The sequence below is a fragment of the Providencia sp. wls1914 genome (assembly GCF_009706645.1).
GTDB lineage: Bacteria > Pseudomonadota > Gammaproteobacteria > Enterobacterales > Enterobacteriaceae > Providencia > Providencia zhijiangensis.
Genome location: NZ_WLUN01000005.1, coordinates 61,382 through 84,194 on the forward strand (window position 1 = coordinate 61,382; position 22,813 = coordinate 84,194).

Consider the following 22,813-nt stretch of genomic DNA (forward strand, 5'->3'; position numbering starts at 1 on the left):
CCTTCGGGAAAATTCAGAATTAGATTGCTTTCATTGTGCCTTTAGGTAGAACAGCAGCAACGAAATCACGTTTGATAGTTACTTCAGTGTTCTCACTCAGCTCAAGAACAACATAACCTGTTTCAGACACTTTAGTCACACGACCGATCAAACCACCAGTGGTTAAAACTTCATCACCTTTAGCGATTGATTCCATCAGTTTACGGTGATCTTTAGCACGTTTTTGCTGTGGACGTAGGATCATGAAATAGAAAATCAGCGCGAAAACAACCAGCATAATAATCAGAGAGTACGGGCTACCTTGAGCGGGTGCGCCTGCTGATGCCGCTGCTTCAGAAATAAAAAAACTCATTCAACTTTCCTCATTGTTATTGAAAGCAATTTCAAACTTACACTTTAACTAGTTCAAGTTACATAAAATACATCAAACCTTCATATAACTAGAACTAAAAACCATAATTTGCACTAAATAATTCTTTTGGCTGATGCCAATAACCACAATCAGCTGCAAGAACGAAGGGTACAGCCCGATATGCTACACAGTTCGGGCTAACTTCGCACTTTAAATTCACTCTCTATTTAATGAAGGCTGGGCTTTGCCAATCTTCTGATAGAAATCCGCAGCAAACTGCTCAAAATTACCCGCTTCAATTGCTTGGCGAATACCCGCCATTAAGCGTTGATAGTAACGTAAATTATGGATGGTATTGAGTCGCGCACCCAAAATTTCATTACAACGGTCAAGATGATGCAAATACGCACGGCTGTAATGACGACAAGTATAGCAGTCACACTCTGCATCAAGAGGTGATGTGTCTGACTTATACTTCGCATTACGGATTTTTACCACGCCGTTAGTAACAAATAAATGTCCGTTACGCGCATTTCGTGTCGGCATCACACAGTCAAACATATCGATACCACGACGTACGCCTTCCACTAAATCTTCCGGCTTACCAACGCCCATCAGGTAACGTGGTTTTTCTGCTGGAATTTGCGGACATACGTGCTCTAAAATACGGTGCATATCTTCTTTTGGTTCGCCGACTGCTAAGCCGCCTACAGCGTACCCATCAAAGCCAATTTCCACCAGCCCTTTCACGGAGATATCGCGTAAATCTTCGTAAACACTGCCTTGGATAATCCCGAACAGCGCATTTTTATTGTTCAATTCATCAAAGCGCTGACGGCTACGTGCTGCCCAACGTAATGACATTTCCATTGATGTTTTTGCGTAATCCCAATCAGCTGGATACGGCGTACATTCGTCGAAAATCATCACGATATCAGAACCGAGGTCGTACTGAATTTCCATCGATTTTTCGGGGCTTAAGAAGACTTTTTCACCATTAATTGGATTACGGAAATGAACACCTTCTTCTTTAATTTTACGCATTGCACCAAGACTAAAGACTTGGAAGCCGCCTGAATCCGTTAAGATCGGGCCTTGCCATTGCATAAAGTCGTGCAGGTCACCATGTAATTTCATGATTTCTTGACCCGGACGTAGCCATAAGTGGAAGGTGTTACCCAGTAAAATTTGAGCACCGGTTTCTTTCACTTCTTCAGGAGTCATTCCCTTAACCGTACCGTAAGTTCCTACTGGCATGAACGCCGGAGTTTCTACCACACCGCGTTCAAAAATCAGGCGACCACGACGCGCATTACCGTCGGTTGTCTGTAATTCATATTTCACGTTTTATCTCCTAGCATCAGAAAAACAGTCTGGTGCTATTGGTTACTGAATCTAAGCGAGCAGCTACGCCGCCACTTATTCTTGTTCTGCCGAGCCGACTTGCTCAAAACGAGCATTAGCATTTGGCGTAATAAACATGGCATCACCATAACTAAAGAAACGGTATTTTTGCTCAACGGCTTCTTTATAGGCTTGCATGGTGTTTTGATATCCCGCAAACGCAGAGACCAACATAATTAATGTGGATTCTGGTAAGTGGAAGTTAGTGATCAGGGCATCAATCACTTGATATTCATAACCCGGATAAATAAATATCTGGGTATCGTCAAAGAATGGAGCAATTAAAGCATCTTGGCTGGCTTTCGCGGCACTTTCCAGTGAACGAACAGACGTTGTTCCCACGGCAATCACACGATTTCCACGCGCTTTACACGCTAACACTGCATCGACCACCTCTTGCGGAACCTCTGCATATTCAGAGTGCATAATATGGTCTTCGATGGAATCAACACGCACCGGTTGGAACGTTCCCGCCCCGACATGCAATGTCACGAATGCCATTTCAACGCCTTTTTGGCGTAATGCTTCTAATAAAGGCTCATCAAAGTGTAAACCCGCTGTTGGTGCAGCAACCGCGCCCGGACGCTGGCTATACACGGTTTGATATAGCTCTTTATCAGACTCTTCATCTGGACGGTCGATATAAGGTGGTAATGGCATGTGCCCAATTTGGTTCAGAATGCTTAACACATCGCGCGCATCATCAAAGCGCAGCTCAAACAGTGCACCGTGACGAGCGACCATCGTCGCATTCACACTTTCATCTTCACCCAGTAGCAGCGCAGCACCCTCTTTTGGTGCTTTAGAGGCTCTAACATGAGCCAAAACACGATGTTCATCGAGCATACGCTCAATCAAAACCTCAATTTTACCGCCGCTCGCTTTACGACCGAACAATCTAGCAGGGATCACGCGAGTGTTGTTGAACACTAGCAAATCCCCCGGCTCCAATTTTTCAAGAATATCGGTAAACACACCATGCGTGAGCTGTCCCGTAGCACCATCAAGACCAAGTAAGCGACATGAACTACGCTCAGCTTGAGGATAGTGGGCAATAAGTTCTTCTGGTAATTCAAAAGTAAAATCGGATACACGCATTGTATTGACATCAATCTAAAAAAATAAGGCGACTAGTCTAGTGCTGCACTGCCTTTGGCGCAAGAAATAAGCGCCATTTTGTATAAAAAAGAACCAATATTATGCAAATATTTTCTGAAACAGCACGGAATGTGTCTGCACTCTTTTTTCTTTCATTTTTTCGTTTCTGATATTTTTCGTTTATAGTACCGCCATGAACTATCTTGCTCATCTTCACCTAGCCTATCTTGCCAAAAGCTCCCTATTGGGAAACATGATGGCGGACTACGTACGCGGTAACCCTGCGGGAGATTACTCACCGGATGTGGTTGCAGGGATCCGTATGCACAGAGCCGTAGATAGAATTACAGATACCCATCCGCTCGTGAAGCAAGCGCGCCAGCTATTTCGCGAAGAATACCGCCGAGTCGCGCCTATCACCTTAGATTTAGTCTGGGATCATTTTCTTTCTCTGCATTGGGAACGTCTCGTTCCCTCACATTCACTCTCTGATTTTGTGCTTTTTTCCAGGCAAACCATTGAACCGGATTTGTGTCATACCCCTGAAAAATTTCAGGAGTTAAATGAGTATCTCTGGCCTCAGCAATGGCTGACGCGATACGCAGAAAAAGCGTACATAGGTAAGTCACTTAATGGCATGGCAAGGCGCCGTCCAAAACTCGCGGCCCTTAGTGGCTCATTTGATGATTTTTTGCTTAATTATCTAGAACTTGAACATATTTTCTTTCAGTTTTATCCTCAAATGATTGAGACGGCAAAACAGCAACTTTTTGCCCAAGAGTTCACATTACGTGCATCCGAATAAATTAAAACTTGCACTTTAATGGAATAAAACTATCTTATTGATATTAATCTGCCAAATTGATACCATTGATAGGTAAAAGCTATCATATTGATTGGTTTTAATGTCTTTATTCTCCAAGGATAAAACCTTATCCTTAGGTTATATTTATCCGCATGCCCCATTTCGATTGCGGAGATAGAAACCCTTAAAACTCATAGGAGTACATTATGGTTCTGGTTACACGTCAAGCCCCTGACTTTACTGCTGCAGCTGTTCTTGGTAATGGTGAAATCGTTGAAAACTTCAACCTGAAAAAACACCTGAACGGTCGCCCAGCTGTGATCTTCTTCTGGCCAATGGACTTCACTTTTGTATGTCCTTCAGAACTGATTGCATTCGACCACCGCTATGAAGAGTTCAAAAAACGCGGCGTAGAAATCGTTGGTGTTTCTTTCGACTCAGAATTCGTTCATAACGCATGGCGTAAAACTCCTGTTGATAACGGCGGTATCGGTGAAGTTAAATACCCGATGGTTGCTGATATCAAACGCGACATCATGAAAGCTTACGGCATCGAGCACCCAGAAGCGGGCGTTGCTCTGCGTGGTTCTTTCTTAGTTGACAAAAACGGTGTTGTTCGTCACCAAGTGGTTAACGACCTGCCATTAGGCCGTAACATCGACGAAATGCTGCGTATGGTTGACGCGCTGCAATTCCACGAAGAGCACGGTGATGTTTGCCCAGCTCAGTGGGAAAAAGGTAAAGAAGGCATGAACGCATCTCCAAAAGGCGTTGCTGCTTACCTGACTAAGAACGCAACTGGTCTGTAATTTGACCTGTTAAGTTTCCAAGTGCCGGCTTAATGCCGGCATTTCTATATCTATGCCTATCTAAAATTTTTCCTACCGCGTTAACACTTTTTCACTTTTGTTATTCAGCCCTTCAAATCATTCATGCTATATCTTGGTGATACAAATATTTAACAAATTATTTATTTGTATTACATCTACGCGTTACTTCCTTCACTAAATCGGGAGATACCAATGATAAAAAATGCATGGCGCCCCTCTTTACTACTGATTTCGTTGCTAACTTCAAGTCAACTTTATGCCGCTTCCGAACCTGCCGTTGAAGCAACAAAAGGCATGGTTGTCTCCTCTCAACACCTCGCGTCACAAATTGGTGCTGACATTTTAAAAGCCGGAGGAAATGCGGTGGATGCAGCGGTAGCAGTCGGTTATGCCCAAGCCGTTGTTAACCCTTGCTGTGGCAATATTGGTGGCGGTGGTTTTATGACGCTGCACCTCGCGGATGGCAAAGATATCTTTATTAACTTCCGAGAAACAGCGCCGAAAGCTGCCAGCGCCGATATGTATTTAGATAAAGATGGCAAACTTATCAAAGATGCCAGCTTATATGGCTACCTCGCATCAGGTGTGCCGGGTACAGTGAAAGGCTTAGATTATGCCCTTGAAAAATACGGCACCATGAGCCGCCAGCAAGTCATGGCACCCGCCATTAAACTCGCTCGAGAAGGCTTTGTCCTAACCCGTGGCGATACTGACGTGCTTGACACCACGAATGAACGCTTCAAACAAGACCCCGAAGTTGCTCGGATTTTCTTAAAACCGGATGGAAGTGCTTACCAACCGGGAGACTTACTGGTACAAACCGATTTGGCAAACACACTGGAAAAAATCGCCAATAAAGGCCCTGTTGCATTCTATGAAGGAGATATCCCTAAAATCGTAGAAGCCGCATCGAAGAAAAATGGCGGGATCCTAACAGCTCAAGACTTTGCTGATTACTCCATTTCAGATACCACTCCTGTTAGCTGTACCTACCGTGGTTACAAATTTATCTCTGCGCCACCACCAAGTTCGGGTGGCGTAACTATCTGCGAAACCCTCAATATTTTAGAAGGTTATGATCTCAAAGAGATGGGCTTCAACTCCGCTGAATACATTCATACGCTAACAGAGGCGATGCGCCACGCTTATATGGATCGCAATACATTCTTAGGCGACCCTGCATTTGTGGATAATCCGACGGGTAAACTGCTCAGCAAACAGTACGCCGCTGATCTGCGCAAAGAGATTGTGCCAAATAAAGCGACACCATCCACTGAAGTCCAACCAGGAATAGGGCCTCACGAAAAACCGGAAACCACCCATTATTCTGTTGTGGATGACAAAGGTAATGCTGTTTCAACCACTTATACGATTAATGGTCGATTTGGCTCTGTCGTGATCCCACCGGGTACAGGTTTCTTCCTGAATGATGAAATGGATGATTTCACCACCAAAGTTGGCGAGAAAAATCTGTATGGATTAGTGCAAGGGGAAAGAAACTCTATCGCCCCCGGTAAGCGCCCACTATCATCAATGAGCCCGACAATTGTCACTAAAGACGGCAAAGTATTCTTAGTACTCGGTTCACCGGGAGGCTCAAGGATCATTTCGATTACCTTGCAAACCGCATTAAACATTATTGACCATGGCATGCCGCCACAAGAAGCAGTGAATGCCCCTCGCATTCACCATCAATGGCTGCCTGACGAGGTTTACTATGAGCAACGCGGTGTCTCTAAAGACAGTTTAGCGCTACTCGATAAGATGGGCTATAAGATGGTAGAGCAGACCCCATGGGGCGCTGCTGAGCTAATTATGATCGGTATTCCTGACGGTGCGGGTGTGAGTGCGAAATCTTCCGGCAACGACTCTGCTGTTTCTGGCAAAGTCCGTGAAGGCTTTATTTACGGCTCCAACGATGTTCGCCGCCCTGCAGGCAGTGCAGTGGGTGTGAATTAAAATTTATAATAAACAGACCCCGTCCATTGACGGGGTTTAATTAATCAACTAGATATGAATTGTTCGTAAAAAATTAATAATACCGGGCTGTTTTTCTAATAAAAACAACATCTTTAGTGCGATACCTGAAGGTATTCTACGTTTTTGTTCCCAGCTTCGAACTAAATCTACGCTAAGTCCAATTGCCTCAGCAAATTCCTGCTGTTTCATTCCTGCTTGTTTGCGAATCGCTTTTACATCCGGTAATTCATGCCGGTGAATATTTTCAGAAGAAGGAATTTTTTCGCCTTTTTCAATAGCGATCATTTCCTCCATACTACTGACCAGGTCATCAAATAGTGTTTTTTCCATCATCTTTCCTCATTTGTAGAGGTTTAACTCATCAGTTTTAATATTAGCTGAACTGTTTACTCAAGGTTCTTAGTATTAGTTTTTGCTGCTCACTCAAATCATCTTGTTCATTTTTAGGATAAATTAAGAGTAGGTATATCCGACCATTCATCGCCCGAACATAGTAGATAATCCTTAAACCACCACTCTTCCCCATACCTGTCCGGTTCCAGCGAATTTTTTTGCAACCACCTGTATGGCTTATCGATCGCCTAGTGCGTAGTTTTCTAGCAAAAAAGTTTGGAATGACTGAAATTCAGTATCATCCATCAGTAGTCTACGTCTTTTACTAAAAACCGTAGTTTCAACAAACTCTAAGTAATTCATAAGAGCCTCCATTCTCAAAGTCACATTGATTATATTGGTACAGTGTACTAATTAAAAGAAAAACTAGTACACAGTACCAATGGAGTCTTTCTGAATTTTAGATAGAAAAAAGGCCACAACAAATTGATGTGGCCTTTTCATTTACGTTAATTTGTAAAGATCAAGCGTGCTTATGATGCTCACTTGATGGCGCGATCAATCTGTCACACAGCGCAGCAACTACTAACACAACCAGCGATGGTAATAACCACGCTAAATCTTGCTGATATAGTGGAATAGACGTCATCCAGTCAGGGATATAAGTCTTCAAGTTATCAGAGGCTTTCACGGCACCAATCAAACCGACCACAAAGCTTGTTAACATCGTCGGAGCAATCACGATGGTTGGGTTACGCCACCACTTCAACGTAAAGCTCATCAAAATCAAAACGATACAAGGTGGATAAATCGAAACCAATACTGGTAATGAGAACGCAATCAGCTTACTCAGTCCGAGGTTTGAAATCACCATAGAGAACAAGCCTAAAATCAATACCAATTTACGGTAAGAGATTGGTACATAGCGACTGAAGAACTCAGCACATGCGCAGGTTAGCCCTACAGCAGTCACCATACAGGCAACAAAAATCAACACCGCTAAGAAGAAGCTACCGTAGTTACCGAACGTGTATTGAACATATTCGTGAAGAATATCAGCGCCATCAGCTGGATTTGGAATCAATGATCCACTATTTTCGCCCAGTTTAAACAGCGATAAATAGACCAGAGTTAATAACACCCCAGCAATTAATCCTGCCCACATGGTATAGCGAGTTAATAATGATGAGTTTTCAATACCGCGGGAACGCGCCGCATTCACAATGACAATACCAAAAACCATGGCACCTAATGTGTCCATCGTTAAATAGCCATTAATAAAACCATTGGAAAATGCCATATCTTGATATTCAGGGGTTGCCAGAATCGGTTGTCCAGCAGGCCACATAACCGCAGCAACACCTAAAATTGCCAGTGCCAACATTTTGACTGGCGCCAAAATGTGCCCAACGCTATCTAGCAATTTACCTGGGTATAACGAAATACCGATCACCAGTACAAAATAGATGGCGCTATAAACCAGCAGCGAGATTTCAGATTCGCCGCCCAGTAGTGGTGCGATACCCACTTTATAAGAAACGGTTGCCGTTCTTGGGGTTGCAAAAAGAGGCCCCACCGATAAATACGCAACGATAGCGAGTAACAGACCAGCAGTTTTACCAATTGGCGTGCTGAGCGCTTCAATACCGCCCCCTACTTTCGCCAATGCAACAACGGTAAGAACAGGAAGACCGACACCGGTGACTAAGAAGCCAAGTGCCGCAGTCCAAACTTGTTCACCGGCTTGTAAACCGACCATTGGCGGGAAAATGATATTTCCAGCCCCAACAAACAGCGCAAAGGTCATAAAACCTAAGGCGAGGATATCTCTGGATGATAAACGATGAGCCATATTATGTTAATTTTTAGTAAATTATGAAATAAAAACAGGTCACTTCATCGGTAACCTATTGGAACATATATGACGAAATAGAGTTCTGATTAACATTACATTAACAATACAAAATGCATGTCTTGGTTAGCTTTGCAATACTAAACATCAAAAAACAGTAAAAATCGCCAATAACTGGCGACAAGTAAAACTTTTATAGGGAAAAAAGGCAAGAGCAAACCCGAAAACAAGAACAATGCACCAAACTAAATTTAAGAACCAGTGATTACTGTCAGTAAAATTGCAATATCCCGTATATATTCAGGCTAAAAAATCATCAATAAAACATTTTTTAACCATACCGAAGAAATATTCACAGAATAAGATGAAGAAAATTGCAGGATAAAATTGAAAATATAGCGTAGTCGTTAGAAATAGTACCAATATAGGGTAAAGTACAAAACAAAAAACCTTGCTAATATGATGATTTCATTAGCAAGGTTTCGTTTTTTAGGTTATTTTGCGCTTAATGTATTCACTTTCTTGTCTGACACAATAAACACTGGTGGTAATGTGAATGAAAACTCACTGCCCTTGCCAACCTGACTGGTTACTGAGAGCTGGCTACTATGGTGTTGAACAGCATGCTTAACAATCGCTAAGCCCAACCCTGTTCCCCCACCACCTTGCCTTGAACGCGCTTTATCCACACGATAAAAACGCTCTGTTAAGCGAGGAAGGTGCTCGGCTGGAATTCCAGGACCATTGTCACTCACACTAAACTGCGCGCCATTACTGGTTCGCTGCCATTTCACCTTAATTTTCGTGCCGTCTGGCGTGTGGTTTATGGCGTTATACACTAAGTTAGCAACCGCACTTCGTAGCTGCTCTTCATTACCATGAACTCGAAGTTTTTCATCAATACTGAATTCAAACTCGTGCCGCCCTTGGCTTAAGCTAATCGCTTCTTGTTCAATCATCTTAAGAATGACCGGCATATTAATCTGTTCATCAAGATTAATTTGAGGGGCAACCTCAATACGGGATAATTGCAGTAATTGCTTCACCAGGTTATCCATTCGATGAGTTTGCTCTTGCATCACCGATAACGCTTTTTTATTCATCGGTGAAGTGCCCTCTTGATCATCCATGACTTCAAGATAACCTTGTATAACGGTTAATGGCGTTCGTAACTCATGGCTAACGTTAGCAAAAAAGTCTCTACGCGCTTTTTCTAGACGGCGTTTTTCAGTCACATCTCTAGCCACCATCAAGAGTTGATCACTCGCATATGGCAAGATACGAAACTCAACAATTTCGCCACTGTTAAGCTCAATCGTCAGCGCTTGGTCATAGTTTTTCACGGTGAAATAGCGGCTAAAATCAGGATAACGTAATAAGTTAAAAATATGCTGTCCGTTATCCTCAGGCCAGCGAAAACCAAGAAGCTGTTGAGCATGGCGGTTACACCAGAAAATATTGCCTTCGGTGGTCATGATTACTACGGCATCAGGCAAGGATTCAGCCCCGCTGCGAAAACGCTTAATCAGCTGCCCGAGCTCACGGCGACGCTTACGGTTACGCTGCTGCATCTGATAGATACCATAAAATATTGGCTCCCATCCCCCTTTGCCATCCGGCGGTAGCATACTTCTATCCAACCAGAGCCAGTCAGAGAGTTTTAACAGGTTATATCCGTGCCAAATGAGTGCTGCGAGTAGCGAGATCACTAGCAGCCACGAAAGATGTCCAATAAAAACAGACAGTATCAATGCGGGTAAAATAAATAAAAACAGCCCCCAAATCAGCTGTTTTAAGGATAAGCGTTCAAGCACCCATGTTTCTCCCTAATGGTTTCTCAATAGCGAACAGAGAAGCGGTAGCCAGTACCACGAACCGTTTGCACCATCTTATCATGTCCATCTAACTCTAACGCTTTTCTTAAACGACGAATATGGACATCCACCGTTCTGTCTTCCACATACACGTTGGCACCCCAAACATAGTTGAGTAACTGCTCACGGCTATAAACTCGCTCTGGATGGGTCATAAAGAAGTGGAGTAATTTATATTCGGTAGGCCCCATATCAATGGGAATTTCCTTGCTGGTAACGCGATGAGAAGTAGGGTCAAGCACTAACCCGTTCATCTCGATAATATCTTCTGTCGCCATTGGAGAAATACGTCGTAAAATAGCTTTAACACGGGCTATCAATTCTTTTGGTGAAAACGGTTTGATGAGATAGTCATCCGCTCCCACTTCTAATCCTTTCACGCGATCTTCTTCTTCGCCCCTTGCCGTTAGCATCATGACGGGGACATCGCGCGTAGCACTATCACGCTTCATATGTTTAATGACTTGGATACCGGAACCTCCGGGTATCATCCAATCCAATAACACTAAATCAGGAAGGGGATCAACCAATTGCGCTATCGCAGAATCATAATCATCAGCCTCTGTCGGCTGAAAACCATTCTGTTCCAATACAAAACAAACCATTTCTCGGATGGGCGCTTCATCTTCAACGACTAGAATGCGTCTTGCCATGATTGTTCCTGTAAATAAGAAGAGATTTTTAATGTGACCGCATTATGCGTCAGTTTTGTGACAGAATTATGAATATCTTAACGCGCATTCAAGATCTATCATTAGATTAACAGCTTAATGTCATGTAAGTGAAATATTAACACCACATCTGGCTATCATTGCGAAGCGCTTCGCAACTCTCTTATTTTTACTATTTAATTTTCCATACCTTTGCTTTCACTGAACCTATATACAGTATACTGTGACACAGCAAACCAAATGGTTTGAATATGAGTATAAAGCATCAGAATATTAATATAGTAAAAGCGTCATAATTATAGGAACCGCTAGCTCATGCGCATCATCCACACTTCAGACTGGCATTTAGGTCAGTATTTTTTCACTAAAAATCGATCTGCTGAACACCAACACTTTTTGCGTTGGTTAATAGAGCAAGTCAAACAGTACCAAGTGGATGCCCTGATTGTGGCTGGCGATGTCTTTGATACTGGTGCACCGCCAAGTTATGCGCGCGAACTCTACAACCAGTTTATTGTTGATTTGCAAAAAACAGGCTGCCAATTAGTTATCTTGAGTGGAAACCATGATTCTGTCTCTGTTTTGAATGAATCCAGCGCGTTATTACGTTATTTAAATACTCACGTCATCACATCAAACAGCGAATCCCCTGTCATCACATTGAAAGATAAGCAAGGGAACCCAAATGGGTTAGTGTGCGCAATCCCCTTTTTACGGCCACGAGATATCCAAGTCAGTATTGCGGGGCAAAGCAGTGAAGAAAAACAACTTTCATTACAAAATGCCATTCGTGAACACTACCAAAGCTGTTACCAAAAAGCCGTTGAGCAACGTACTGAGCAGGGCTTAGATATCCCGATTATTGCCACGGGGCATTTGACCGTCGTCGGTGCAGAACTGACAGATTCCGTGCGTGAAATTTATATCGGCACATTGGATGCCTTTCCTTCTGGTGCGTTCCCACCTGCTGATTATATTGCGCTCGGACATATCCATCGGCCTCAACTGATTGGTGGACAAGCACATATTCGCTACAGCGGCTCTCCGATTGCACTCAGTTTTGACGAATCACAACAACAAAAAAGTGTCTGCTTAGTGGAGTTTAATCAGCACCAATTTACCAATGTCACTTTGCTGCCAATTCCCGTTTTCCAGCCGCTATTGAGTTTAAAAGGCTCGTTGAAAGAACTGCAAAAACAATTAATGGACTTACCTGTCCAAGAAAATGAGCGCCCTATTTGGTTAGATATTGAAGTCGCCACCCAAGACTACCTTGGTGATATCCAGCAACGTATTGAGGCTCTCACCCAAGAACTCCCTGTCGAAGTTGTTCGCCTACGCCGAGCTCGACGGGCACAAACAGGTCAAAACCTCACTCCGCAGAATGAAACATTAAGTGAACTGACTGCCGAAGAAGTTTTTACCCGACGACTTACCGAAGAGTCACTGGAAGACAAAGCGTTAGAGCAGCGTTTATTGCAGCTGTTCAAGCAATCCTACGCCAACTTGCGCAATGAGCAGGGAGAATAACTTTGAAAATTTTAAGCTTACGCCTGAAAAACATTAACTCCCTAAAAGGTGAATGGAAGATTGATTTCACAGAAGAGCCTTTTGCCAGTAATGGATTATTTGCTATCACAGGCGCAACTGGCGCGGGGAAAACCACCTTATTGGATGCTATCTGCCTTGCGCTTTACCACCAGACTCCACGGTTAGGGGCAATATCAAAAAGCAAAAATGAGTTGATGACCCGCCATACTGGCGAATGTTTAGCTGAAGTGGAGTTTGAAGTTAAAGGCATCGCTTATCGCGCATTTTGGAGTCAACGCCGGGCAAACAATAAACCCGATGGTAACCTGCAAGATGCAAAAGCAGAGCTGGCAACCGTCGCTGATGGGCAGATCATTGCAGAAAAAATCAGTGAAGTGCGTGAAAAAATTGTGCAAATCACCGGGCTAGATTTTGGGCGTTTCACAAAATCCATTTTGCTCTCTCAAGGGGATTTTGCAGCCTTTTTAAATGCCACCGAAAAAGAGCGTGCCGATTTACTAGAAGAAATCACTGGCACCGAAATTTACAGCCAGATTTCGGTGTATATTTTTAACCAACATAAACAAGCTAAAACCGATCTCGATATTCTTCGAGCGCAAGCGGGCAGCATTAACTTACTTACTGAATCAGAGCATCAAGAACTCGTTGAAAAGCAGCAACAATATTTAGCGCAAGAACAGCAACTGAGCCAGAATAAAAACCGCCATCAACAAGCGCTAACATGGCACCAGCAACATCAACAATTAGTGCAAAATACCCAGCGATTACAGATTGCACAGCAGCAAGCTTTACAGCAATATCAAGCCTCAGAAGCCAGCTTACATAAGCTGGAACAAAGCGCCCCAGCAGAAGCGCTACGTCCTGATTGGCTGGCCGTGCAAAACTTGCAAACTCAACTCGATGAACAGACCCAAAAGCAGCAGCGCACCACATTACTTTTAGAAGACGCTCAAAAGCAGCGCTTGCCATTGGTCGCCCAATACACTCAAGCTCAGTCGGAACAAAATCAATATAAAGAGTGGGTACAAAAAACCACGGCAATGATCGATAACGAAGTGCGACCACTCGACAATTTACTCGCACAACTTAACCAGCAAAAAAACCAATTAGCCGAGCAAATAAATCAGCTAAATGGCGAATACTTGCAGAAAAAATCCAGTGTAGAAAGTACCCAGCAGAAAATTCTTCATGCCAATAATGAGTTGAATACAACCCAGTTATTTCTACAAAAACATCAAAATGATGCTCAGATTGTCGCGCAGCTCGGAAGCTGGCAACAGCAAGGGAAATTTATTTATGAACTTACAGAACGCCTAAACCAAAGCCAGAAAAAACAGCAAGTTATCAACCTTGAATGGCAAACCCTACAACAGGTTCAGCAGCAAAAATCCAAAGAATCTCAACAGGCTCAAAGCCATTTAGAAAGGCAGCATTCTCGCTTTAATCTGCTCGAAAAGCAGTTTCAGGAATATAAACAAAAGTACAATATCGAAGAAATTAAGGCTGCAATTTCACAGCGACAAGAGCATTTGCAGCATGTGAAAATATTACCTGTTTTACTGACTCAACATGAAGAAAAACAGCTGCAATTACAGTCACAAACACAGTTACAAAACCAACTCGGCGAATCTATCAACCGATTAGAGCAACAGGTTGCCATTACGCAAGATAGAGTGACTCAGCTCCTGCCTCAACGACAAATTTTAGAGCAAAAACTTCAGCTAGAACAAAAAATTGTCAGCTTAGAACATGAGCGCCAACTGCTCATTGAAGGAGATCCATGCCCGCTTTGTGGCTCGTTGGAGCACCCTGCTTTAGCATCATATCAAGCCGTTATGCCCAATGAGACTCAGCAACAACTGGCTACGCTGATGACTCAAATGGAGACCGAAAAACAAAAGCTCACTGAGCAGCAAGCCTTATTGCAAGCAGACAAACGCCGCCAGGAAGATAACGAATTGGCTCAAAAACAACTACAAGAGCAGTTCAATAACCTGAACAATCAATGGCTAAAGGCATGTGAGCAAGCACATATCCCTGAACTAGCCAAAACCGCGTCAGCGGTAGAGCAATCCCTCGTTGAATTACAAGAAGAGCTTACCGCTCAGCAAGCCATCATCAACGAATTTGCACAGTTAGAGCGTCAGTACCAAGAGGCTAAAAACCAATATTATGAACAGCAAACTCAAGCCAAACAGCTGTTTTCTGAGTTATCTCTCCTTGATGAGAAACTAAAGCATCACTCCCAACAATTAGAAGAAAACCAAGCTGAACAGCAATCTTTGCAGCAACGCTTTGAGCAACAAGCACAGCAGCTTACAGACTCGCTGGCTCCATTTAATCTCACCCTGCCAAGCCAAGCGCAATTTACCACTTGGCTACAAGAGATTGAACAACGCGGGCAATATTATGAAGCGCAAAAAGCAACCTTCCTGCAAATCACGAAAAATATTGAAGTTGATACGGCAACGCTCGCAGCTGAAACAGCGAATGCTCAGCAATTAGCTCAGCAGCTTTCTGCTCAGCATCAGCAATTAGAGCAATTAAATCAGCAAATTGAACAAAAAAATACGCAACGCCAGAATCTGTTAGAAGGCCAAACTGTTGCTATTTATGTTCAAAAAATGCAAGAAAAACAAGCTCAATACACACATCAAGTTGATACGCTTTCAGAGCAAATTAGCGCAATAGATAAAAATATTGCCGCACTCAATGGGAGTGCTCAAGAACTTGATCACCAATTGAAGCAACTAAGCCAACGACAGTTAGCCGCTCACGCTCAGTTTGTTGCTGCACTCAGTAGCAGCCCATTCTCGACTCAAGAGCAATTCCTTAATGCCTTACTACCTACCGAAGAGAAAATTGAGCTGGAGCAGCTTAAACAGCGAGTAACTCAACAGCGGCTGGAAGCGGAAACTCGCTACCAAGAAAGCCTGTCAGCAATGGCAAATCATGAGCAACAGCGTTTAGTGGAGTTTGCTGAGTTTTCAGTGGAACAAATTCAGCAAACCCTCGAACAATTAGAGAGCCAAATCAAGATATTGAACCAGCAACAAGGTCAAATCATTAACCAGCTTGAGCGAGATCAGCAACAGCGTCACCAACAGCGCGAGTTATTGAATAAAATTGAACAGAGCCAATTAAGCTACGATGATTGGAGTTATCTCAATACCTTAATTGGATCCGCTGAAGGGGATAAATTCCGTCGCTATGCTCAAGGGCTAACCCTAGACTGTTTAGTCTCGCTCGCGAACCAACAACTCGATAAATTGCATGGTCGCTACTTACTGCAACGCAGTCATTTAGCCAACCTCGAATTGCAGGTTATTGATGGTTGGCAAGGGGATAGCATTCGCGATACGAAAACCCTTTCAGGAGGGGAAAGTTTCTTAGTCAGTCTCGCGCTAGCCCTTGCACTCTCTGACATGGTGAGCCATCGCACGCAATTGGAATCACTCTTTTTAGATGAAGGTTTTGGTACGCTAGACGCTGAAACTTTAGACATCGCCCTAGATGCATTAGAAAGCCTAAATGCATCAGGAAAAACCATTGGTGTGATTAGCCATGTGGAAGCGATGAAAGAACGAATTCCTGTACAAATTGCGGTGAAAAAAACTAACGGACTCGGCTTTAGTGAACTTCCAAGTCACTATCGTGTTAGTTAACTGAATAGGGTTAAAAATTAAAATAACACAATGAATTTATTATACTTTTATAACAACATGCAAAAATTTGAACATTAAGGTTAAATTTTTTTTCTATGATTTGGTTGGGATACCTTTATAGTTATTCACATCGAAACAATTTACTTCGAAACAAGTTACGGCTTCTGAGGTTGTTCAATAAATTGCCGTGCTCTAAACAAAAGCAAGGGGACAAACATGTCTAACGCATTTATCGAAATGATTAAAAATCGTCGCACTATTTATAACTTAGGCGATTCATTACCAATCTCGGAAGAGAAAGTGGCTGGGCTTATCAAAGAAGCGGTTAAGCACTCCCCATCAGCATTTAACTCACAAACTTCACGTATTGTGGTGTTATTTGGTGCAGAACATAAAAAACTGTGGAATATCACCAAAGAAGCGTTACGCGCTATCGTTCCTGAAGCTGCTTTTGCTGGAACAGAACAAAAAATTAATAGCTTTGCAGCAGGTGCTGGTACCGTTCTTTTCTTTGAAGATAAAAATGTCGTCACTGGTTTACAAGAACAATTCCCACTCTATGCGGATAACTTCCCTATCTGGTCAGAACAAGCGAGCGGTATGGCGCAGCTGGCAGTATGGACAACATTATCTCAGGAAAATGTAGGTGCATCATTACAGCACTACAACCCATTAATTGATAATCAAGTTCAACAAGAGTGGGATATCCCAGCAAATTGGATTTTACGCGCTCAAATGGTATTTGGTTCAATTGAGCAACCTGCTGGTGATAAAGACTTTATGGACGACGACGTTCGTTTCAAAGTATTTAAATAATTCATCACTGAACGTTATTATCTTTATAGCCTCTGCAAATGTTTGCAGGGGCTTTATTTTATTTATTCACTCAAATCATTATATATTTAAATATATAACAAATCTGAATTTCATTAAATTCTTAACAATACAAAAATCTCTCCTATCACAAATTATCCCAGCATAAAACAGTCTCTTAATTATCATTCAAAATCGCCGACCACTTATTCAAAAATAATATTTCATTTTTATATATTGGTCGCAATTTTATAAAAAACAGCTTTTTTTAATCACTTATATAAAACTGAAAAATAACCTTAATTTGATTGACATCAATATGTTATATCCTCAGGGTAATAGTATTTACTTATAGACTAAACTTTTATTTTTGCATTATCGGTATTTGAACTACACTAAAAATAAGAGCACAGAAGCAGTATTGGATGGTGGTCAGTGTTATTAAGGGGGTGGACTATGAAACGTTTATCTTTATTAACTACTGTAGTGGCAATCTTCATTTCGAGTTGTTCTTTTGCAAGTAATATCAACCCATCTTCAGGAGGTACAGTTTCATTTGGTGGTTATATCTATGAGCCTCAGTGTGAAGTGGATATTTCACAAAAAACTCACGTAAATATTGATTGTTATCGTAATGGTAAAACAGTCACCGCTTCCGGTTCATTGCAAAATGGTAAAAAAGTGGAATCCGAGTATGTCAAAGTTGAATATGACAAATACAGTAAATTACCTATGTTAAACGTGACTTATGAATAAGTTAATTGAAGATGTAATAAGCATAATATTTCGGGGAGCTGCCATTTACTCTTAAGTTTAAACTCCCCGAATTTTATTTCTGTATTAATCCGCTTTTGCTGGCACATTGCCAATCAGCTATTTTCGATACCTCGGTACCTCGTTCCTTTATGACACTCTCCCTAATTATTTTTTCACATAAATGTCATCACACATACATTTCTTTCTATGAAAAAAAAGCCTGACACAAGTGGCAGGCTTTCGGTTATCAATATTTTATGACTGCTATTACTTAGCGGTTAAATCAACTTGGTAAATAGCAAAACCGATATCGTCAGTACCCACTTTTTTCATTGGATATTGAGCATGTTGCTGAATAAACTCGGCGGCTTTTTCACTTGGTGAAGTTTCAAACCGTACATCGAGTTTTTTATCGGTTTTAATTGGCGTGAAGGACCAGTTATTATCAGCCTTCGAAACCACTTCGCCTTTTTCTTTAGACACTTTAGCGATATACGCCGCTAAAATTGCACGGTTTTCATCTGGCGAAGCAAACGCAATATGTGCATCACCAGTACCTGCAAATTTACCGCCGTAACCACGATAGTTATTAGTCGCGATTAAGAATGCCGCTTTAGGATCGATTGGTTTGCCTTGGTAAGTCACATTTTTGATACGATTAGCATCTTTATTGACCACTTGGCAATCGGTGTCATATTTAGCTGGCTGAGTCAGGTCAATCTGGTAATTCACACCGCTAATGGTGTCAAAGTTATAGGTTCTGAAACCATCCCAGTTGATCAGGCTTTGTGGTTTAGTTGATTGTGCATCGATCTGGTTGAACATGCCCGCAGAGCACTCTAACCATTCAACCACATCCGCACCTGTTGCTTTTACTACCACTAAGGTATTTGGATAGAGATATAAGTCAGCCGCATTACGGAAAGTTAAATCTCCTTTTTCCACTTCAACAAACTCAGAAGGCGCATTTTTACGTCCACCGGCTTTGAATGGTGCCGCTGCCGCTAATACTGGTAGGTCAGCTAAGTCTGGGTCACCTTGGATAAAGTTACGGGTGTAATCCATCTGAGCATCATTCACAATCTGAACCGTTGGATCACTTTGAACTAATGCCAAGTAGCTATACATGTTTTCAGAAGCTTTACCAATCAGTTTACCCACGAAATCACGGGTACCTTGATGCTGCTCTTGGATGATTTTCACAAGCGATTCATCGCGCTCAACCAGTGCTTTCTTGTTGGCTTTATCATAAACAGGGCGGGCATGGGCTTGAGCTTCAACCACTTTCCAATCGCCGCTGTCATTGTTAACCACCAAATCAACCACGCCTAAATGGTCGCCCCATTGCCCAGGCATAACTGCTGGAATACCGTTGACGGTACCTTTTGCCACATCGACGCCTTTAATATCGGCAAATTCTTTGCTTGGGAACACACCGTGTGAGTGACCAAACATAATGGCGTTGATGCCCGGCACTTCGCTGAGATAGTAAACCGAGTTTTCTGCCATCGCTTTGTATGGCTCTTGTGAGAATCCTGAGTGAGGAATTGCCACAATCAGGTCAGCGCCCTCTTTTTTCATTTGTGGCACAAACTTTTTAGCAGTTTCAGTGATGTCATTCACCTTCACTTTGCCTTCTAAGTTTGGTTTATCCCAAATCATGATTTGTGGCGGAACAAAGCCGATATAACCGACTTTAATGGTGTGCGTTTTGCCATCACGGTCTTTTACCGGAGTATCAACGATGATGTACGGTTTGAAATAGTTTTCACCCGTTTTAGCATCAACGATATTGGCGTTGACGTAAGGGAATTTCGCGCCTGCAATGGCTTGTTTCAGGTAATCTAAACCAAAGTTGAACTCGTGGTTACCAAAGTTACCGACGGTGTAGCCCATGGTGTTCATTAAGCTGTGAGCAGGGTGAGATTCCCCTTCTTTCAAGCCTTTGTTGGCCATATAGTCAGCCAGTGGACTACCTTGGATTAAGTCACCGTTATCCACCAGGATAGCGTTGGTGGCTTCATTTTTCGCAGCTTTGATTAATGTCGCAGTACGTACCAGTCCAAATTGTTCAGTAGATTTGTCTTTGTAGTAGTCGAAGTCAATGAGGTTGCTGTGTACATCGGATGTTTCCATAACACGCAAGTCAACTGTGGCAGCGTTGGCATTAAATGCCACCAGCAGTGCCAAAGATGAAAGTTTTAGAGCCTTTTTCACGTTAAATCCCCTTTGTTGCCTTTTGAGAGAATGCCTCTCATAAAGTCCAGATTCATTTCATGGTTATTGGTCAAAAACCCAACCATACCCGAAATTGAGTCTGTCACTGTGTGTTGGATATCAAGTTTTAATGATAATGCCTGCAAACAGTAACCATTTTTTGTGACTAAATCACGGTTTTAGTCCATTTATGAATCCCGACTTTTATATAGCTCACAAAAATAGATTTATCCGATAAAAATCACCGCTATTATTTGAGTTATCGATAAAACCCGCTATTCCCCATATAACTCACCAACACTCACTTTATAAGTAGACAAATCCACCAGCTCACTTTCCTCTTTTGCTTTTTGTCTTTTGCCTTTTATTCTTTTATCTTTTTCACCCGTCCCCTCACCCATTGCTCTAAATAATTCGCGTTGTAGCAAGGCGGCAAGGGAGGCTAAGCCCTAGGAGCATACACGAGTATGTGACGAGGGTTAGCGAACGTAGCCAACGCAGCTACAGCGTGAAGTATGACGAGCATTAACCCTCAGAGCAGAGCCAGGCGGCCCCTCGCACCCCACTCGAATCCCCATGCTCCGCCTTCCGAATTGGCGTATCAAACTCTCTACCAAACACCCATTGGCGAATCTTTTCTGGCAGATTTTCATAGAGTTCATCGACATTGCTCATTCCACCCCCTAACACTATGACGTCTGGGTCTAGCATGTTGACGGCTTGTGCTAATGCTTTTGCTAGGCGATTTTGGTAATGTTCAAAGGCTTTTATCGCGTGTTTATTGCCATTTTTTGCTAATTGAATAATTTCGGTGCCTGTTTTAGATTCTCCAGCCAGTTTTTTATAATCCGCCATAAAACCGGTACCGGAAACAAATTGCTCAGTACAGCCAGTCAGTCCGCAATAACACTTTTCGTCTGCCAGAAATAGCCGGTCTTGGTCATCTTGCCATGGTAAAGGGTTATGTCCCCACTCACCTGCTACGCCATTTCCACCAGAATGAACTTGCCCATTGATGGCTATTCCCGCACCGCAACCCGTTCCGATGATCACGGCAAACACCACTTTGGCGCCTGCCCCTGCGCCATCGACGGCTTCTGAAACGGCAAGGCAATTGGCATCATTCGCCATTTTGATAGGGCGACCTAAACATTCAGCGAGATCTTTATCGAATGGTTGTCCGTTTAACCATGTGGAATTGGCATTTTTCACTTTTCCCGTCACTGGAGAAAGTGTTCCGGGTATCCCTAACCCCACACTCCCGACTTGCCCTGTTGCGGTTTCTGCCTCATCAACTAAATGCTTAATTGCATCAAGAGTGCCTTGATAATCGCCTCTCGGCGTTGGCATACGCTGACGAAATAGAATATTGCCGCCATCATCCAGCGCGACCACTTCAATTTTTGTACCGCCTAAATCAATCCCTATTCTCATAATGGCACTCGCTTATTATCGATTTTTCATTTAATTGCCTGCTTACATTATTAGACGACCTTTATAGAAAGTAAAACCCGCAAAATGGCGGGCATTTTTTTTCGCTTAATAACGGACAATTCGCTATCATGTCCGCCTTGCTAAACATGTTTTTAATGACAAAGGTAGGTTTTTCATGTGGTTCAAGAATATATTGGTCTATCGCCTGAATCGGGATTTGGCACTCTCCGCGGATGATCTGGAAAGACAACTTGCGCCGCTAGCTTATACCCCTTGTGGAAGCCAAGACATGATGAAAACTGGCTGGGTTCCGCCAATGCGTGGGGCAGATGCACTTACCCATGCTGCAAATAATCAAATTCTTATTTGTGCCAAGAAAGAAGATAAGATGCTGCCATCCCCCGTGATCAAGCAAGCATTACAAGAGAAAATTGAAAAATTAGAAGCAGACCAAGGTCGCCAACTGAAAAAAACGGAAAAAGCCTCGCTAAAAGATGAAGTGGTTCATGACTTACTTCCGCGCGCATTCAGTAAATTCAGTAAAACCTACATTTGGATTGATACCGTTAATCAACTGATTATAGTCGATGCTGCTAGTGCTAAACGCGCTGAAGATAATTTAGCGTTATTACGCAAAAGCTTAGGCTCGCTTCCTGTTGTTCCCTTGACCTTTAAAGACCCGATTGAATTAACGCTGACTGAATGGGTACGTTCTGGCGCATTACCTCAAGGTTTTGCTGCTATGGATGAAGCGGAGCTAAAAGCGATTTTAGAAGAAGGCGGGATCATCCGTTGTAAGAAACAAGACTTAATTTCTGATGAAATTGCCACCCATATTGAAGCTGGAAAATTAGTGACGAAATTATCGTTAGATTGGGAAGAGCGCGTTCAGTTTATGCTGTCAGATGACGGCTCCCTGAAGAAACTAAAATTCAGTGAAAAACTAAAAGAGCAAAATGACGATATCCCTAAAGAAGATTTCGCTCAGAAATTTGATGCTGATTATATTCTGATGACAGGCGAACTCAGCGCCTTAATCGCCCGCCTAATTGATGTTCTGGGCGGTGAAGCCGAACATTAATATTATTTAGCTTTTTATCCTGACTTCATGATGGCAACAGGCATTTACGCAAGTTGCCATTTTCTTTTTAGACCCCGCTTGCATAGCCACAATTAAG

General features: G+C 42.7%; 14 protein-coding genes and 4 pseudogenes. 8 read left to right on the forward strand and 10 right to left on the reverse strand.

What is annotated here, in order from left to right; all coding sequences use genetic code 11:
* Positions 1-19: 19 nt before the first annotated feature.
* The 3 genes and pseudogenes from yajC to queA all read right to left on the reverse strand — a co-directional run bounded on the left by yajC (position 20) and on the right by queA (position 2,854).
* Complete coding sequence (gene yajC / locus GKR74_RS04840; protein ID WP_006657183.1) at positions 20-352, reverse strand: preprotein translocase subunit YajC; 333 nt, start codon at positions 350-352, stop codon at positions 20-22.
* Positions 353-562: 210 nt separating this feature from the next.
* Positions 563-1,696: pseudogene (tgt, locus tag GKR74_RS04845) on the reverse strand (tRNA guanosine(34) transglycosylase Tgt).
* Positions 1,697-1,771: 75 nt separating this feature from the next.
* Entirely contained in the window at positions 1,772-2,854 is a 1,083-nt protein-coding gene (gene queA / locus GKR74_RS04850) for a tRNA preQ1(34) S-adenosylmethionine ribosyltransferase-isomerase QueA (RefSeq protein WP_154602750.1), read from the reverse strand.
* Positions 2,855-3,047: 193 nt separating this feature from the next.
* Here queA and GKR74_RS04855 point away from each other — a divergent pair, with 193 nt between their 5' ends.
* The 3 genes from GKR74_RS04855 (at position 3,048) to ggt (ending at position 6,448) form a co-directional block, all read left to right on the forward strand.
* A complete protein-coding gene (locus GKR74_RS04855; RefSeq protein WP_154602751.1) occupies positions 3,048-3,659 on the forward strand; it encodes an acyl carrier protein phosphodiesterase in 612 nt (203 codons plus the stop codon).
* A gap of 206 nt (positions 3,660-3,865) precedes the next feature.
* Positions 3,866-4,468, forward strand: a complete 603-nt coding sequence (locus GKR74_RS04860) for a peroxiredoxin C (RefSeq protein ID WP_036953813.1) — start codon at positions 3,866-3,868, stop codon at positions 4,466-4,468.
* 213 nt (positions 4,469-4,681) lie between these two features.
* A complete protein-coding gene (gene ggt, locus GKR74_RS04865; RefSeq protein ID WP_154602752.1) occupies positions 4,682-6,448 on the forward strand; it encodes a gamma-glutamyltransferase in 1,767 nt (588 codons plus the stop codon).
* 48 nt (positions 6,449-6,496) lie between these two features.
* Here ggt and nadS read toward each other — a convergent pair whose 3' ends face one another.
* The 5 genes and pseudogenes from nadS to phoB form a co-directional block, all read right to left on the reverse strand.
* Entirely contained in the window at positions 6,497-6,799 is a 303-nt protein-coding gene (gene nadS / locus GKR74_RS04870; protein ID WP_154602753.1) for a NadS family protein, read from the reverse strand.
* A 43-nt stretch (positions 6,800-6,842) separates the two neighbouring features.
* Positions 6,843-7,165: pseudogene (locus GKR74_RS04875) on the reverse strand (type II toxin-antitoxin system RelE/ParE family toxin).
* 97 nt (positions 7,166-7,262) lie between these two features.
* A pseudogene (gene brnQ / locus GKR74_RS04880) lies at positions 7,263-8,654 on the reverse strand (branched-chain amino acid transport system II carrier protein).
* 494 nt (positions 8,655-9,148) lie between these two features.
* Entirely contained in the window at positions 9,149-10,468 is a 1,320-nt protein-coding gene (gene phoR, locus GKR74_RS04885) for a phosphate regulon sensor histidine kinase PhoR (protein ID WP_336431296.1), read from the reverse strand.
* A pseudogene (gene phoB / locus GKR74_RS04890) lies at positions 10,447-11,181 on the reverse strand (phosphate regulon transcriptional regulator PhoB). The gene phoR and the pseudogene phoB overlap by 22 nt, the downstream one beginning before the upstream one ends.
* A 333-nt stretch (positions 11,182-11,514) precedes the next feature.
* On the opposite strand from phoB, the gene sbcD reads away from it, so the two are divergent.
* The 4 genes from sbcD to GKR74_RS04910 all read left to right on the forward strand — a co-directional run bounded on the left by sbcD (position 11,515) and on the right by GKR74_RS04910 (position 17,984).
* Positions 11,515-12,729, forward strand: coding sequence for an exonuclease subunit SbcD (gene sbcD, locus GKR74_RS04895; protein ID WP_154602755.1), 1,215 nt, complete (start codon positions 11,515-11,517; stop codon positions 12,727-12,729).
* Between the two features lie 2 nt (positions 12,730-12,731).
* Complete coding sequence (locus tag GKR74_RS04900; protein ID WP_154602756.1) at positions 12,732-16,415, forward strand: AAA family ATPase; 3,684 nt, start codon at positions 12,732-12,734, stop codon at positions 16,413-16,415.
* Between the two features lie 216 nt (positions 16,416-16,631).
* Positions 16,632-17,231 carry a nitroreductase family protein gene (locus GKR74_RS04905; RefSeq protein WP_036953792.1) on the forward strand — a complete coding sequence of 200 codons (600 nt, stop codon included), beginning with the start codon at positions 16,632-16,634 and terminating at the stop codon, positions 17,229-17,231.
* A 453-nt stretch (positions 17,232-17,684) separates the two neighbouring features.
* Complete coding sequence (locus GKR74_RS04910) at positions 17,685-17,984, forward strand: hypothetical protein (RefSeq protein WP_154602757.1); 300 nt, start codon at positions 17,685-17,687, stop codon at positions 17,982-17,984.
* A 267-nt stretch (positions 17,985-18,251) separates the two neighbouring features.
* On the opposite strand, the gene GKR74_RS04915 is transcribed toward GKR74_RS04910, so the two are convergent.
* Together GKR74_RS04915 and mak are read right to left on the reverse strand one after the other, a co-directional pair.
* Positions 18,252-20,201 (reverse strand): bifunctional 2',3'-cyclic-nucleotide 2'-phosphodiesterase/3'-nucleotidase, encoded by a 1,950-nt coding sequence (locus tag GKR74_RS04915; protein ID WP_181478013.1) that lies wholly within the window; start codon positions 20,199-20,201, stop codon positions 18,252-18,254.
* 525 nt (positions 20,202-20,726) lie between these two features.
* Positions 20,727-21,635, reverse strand: a complete 909-nt coding sequence (gene mak / locus GKR74_RS04920) for a fructokinase (protein ID WP_154602758.1) — start codon at positions 21,633-21,635, stop codon at positions 20,727-20,729.
* Positions 21,636-21,810: 175 nt separating this feature from the next.
* Between mak and rdgC the strand changes: the two genes are divergently transcribed.
* Positions 21,811-22,716: a recombination-associated protein RdgC gene (rdgC, locus tag GKR74_RS04925; protein ID WP_132496167.1), complete on the forward strand. Its 906-nt coding sequence runs from the start codon at positions 21,811-21,813 to the stop codon at positions 22,714-22,716.
* Positions 22,717-22,813 lie beyond the last annotated feature (97 nt).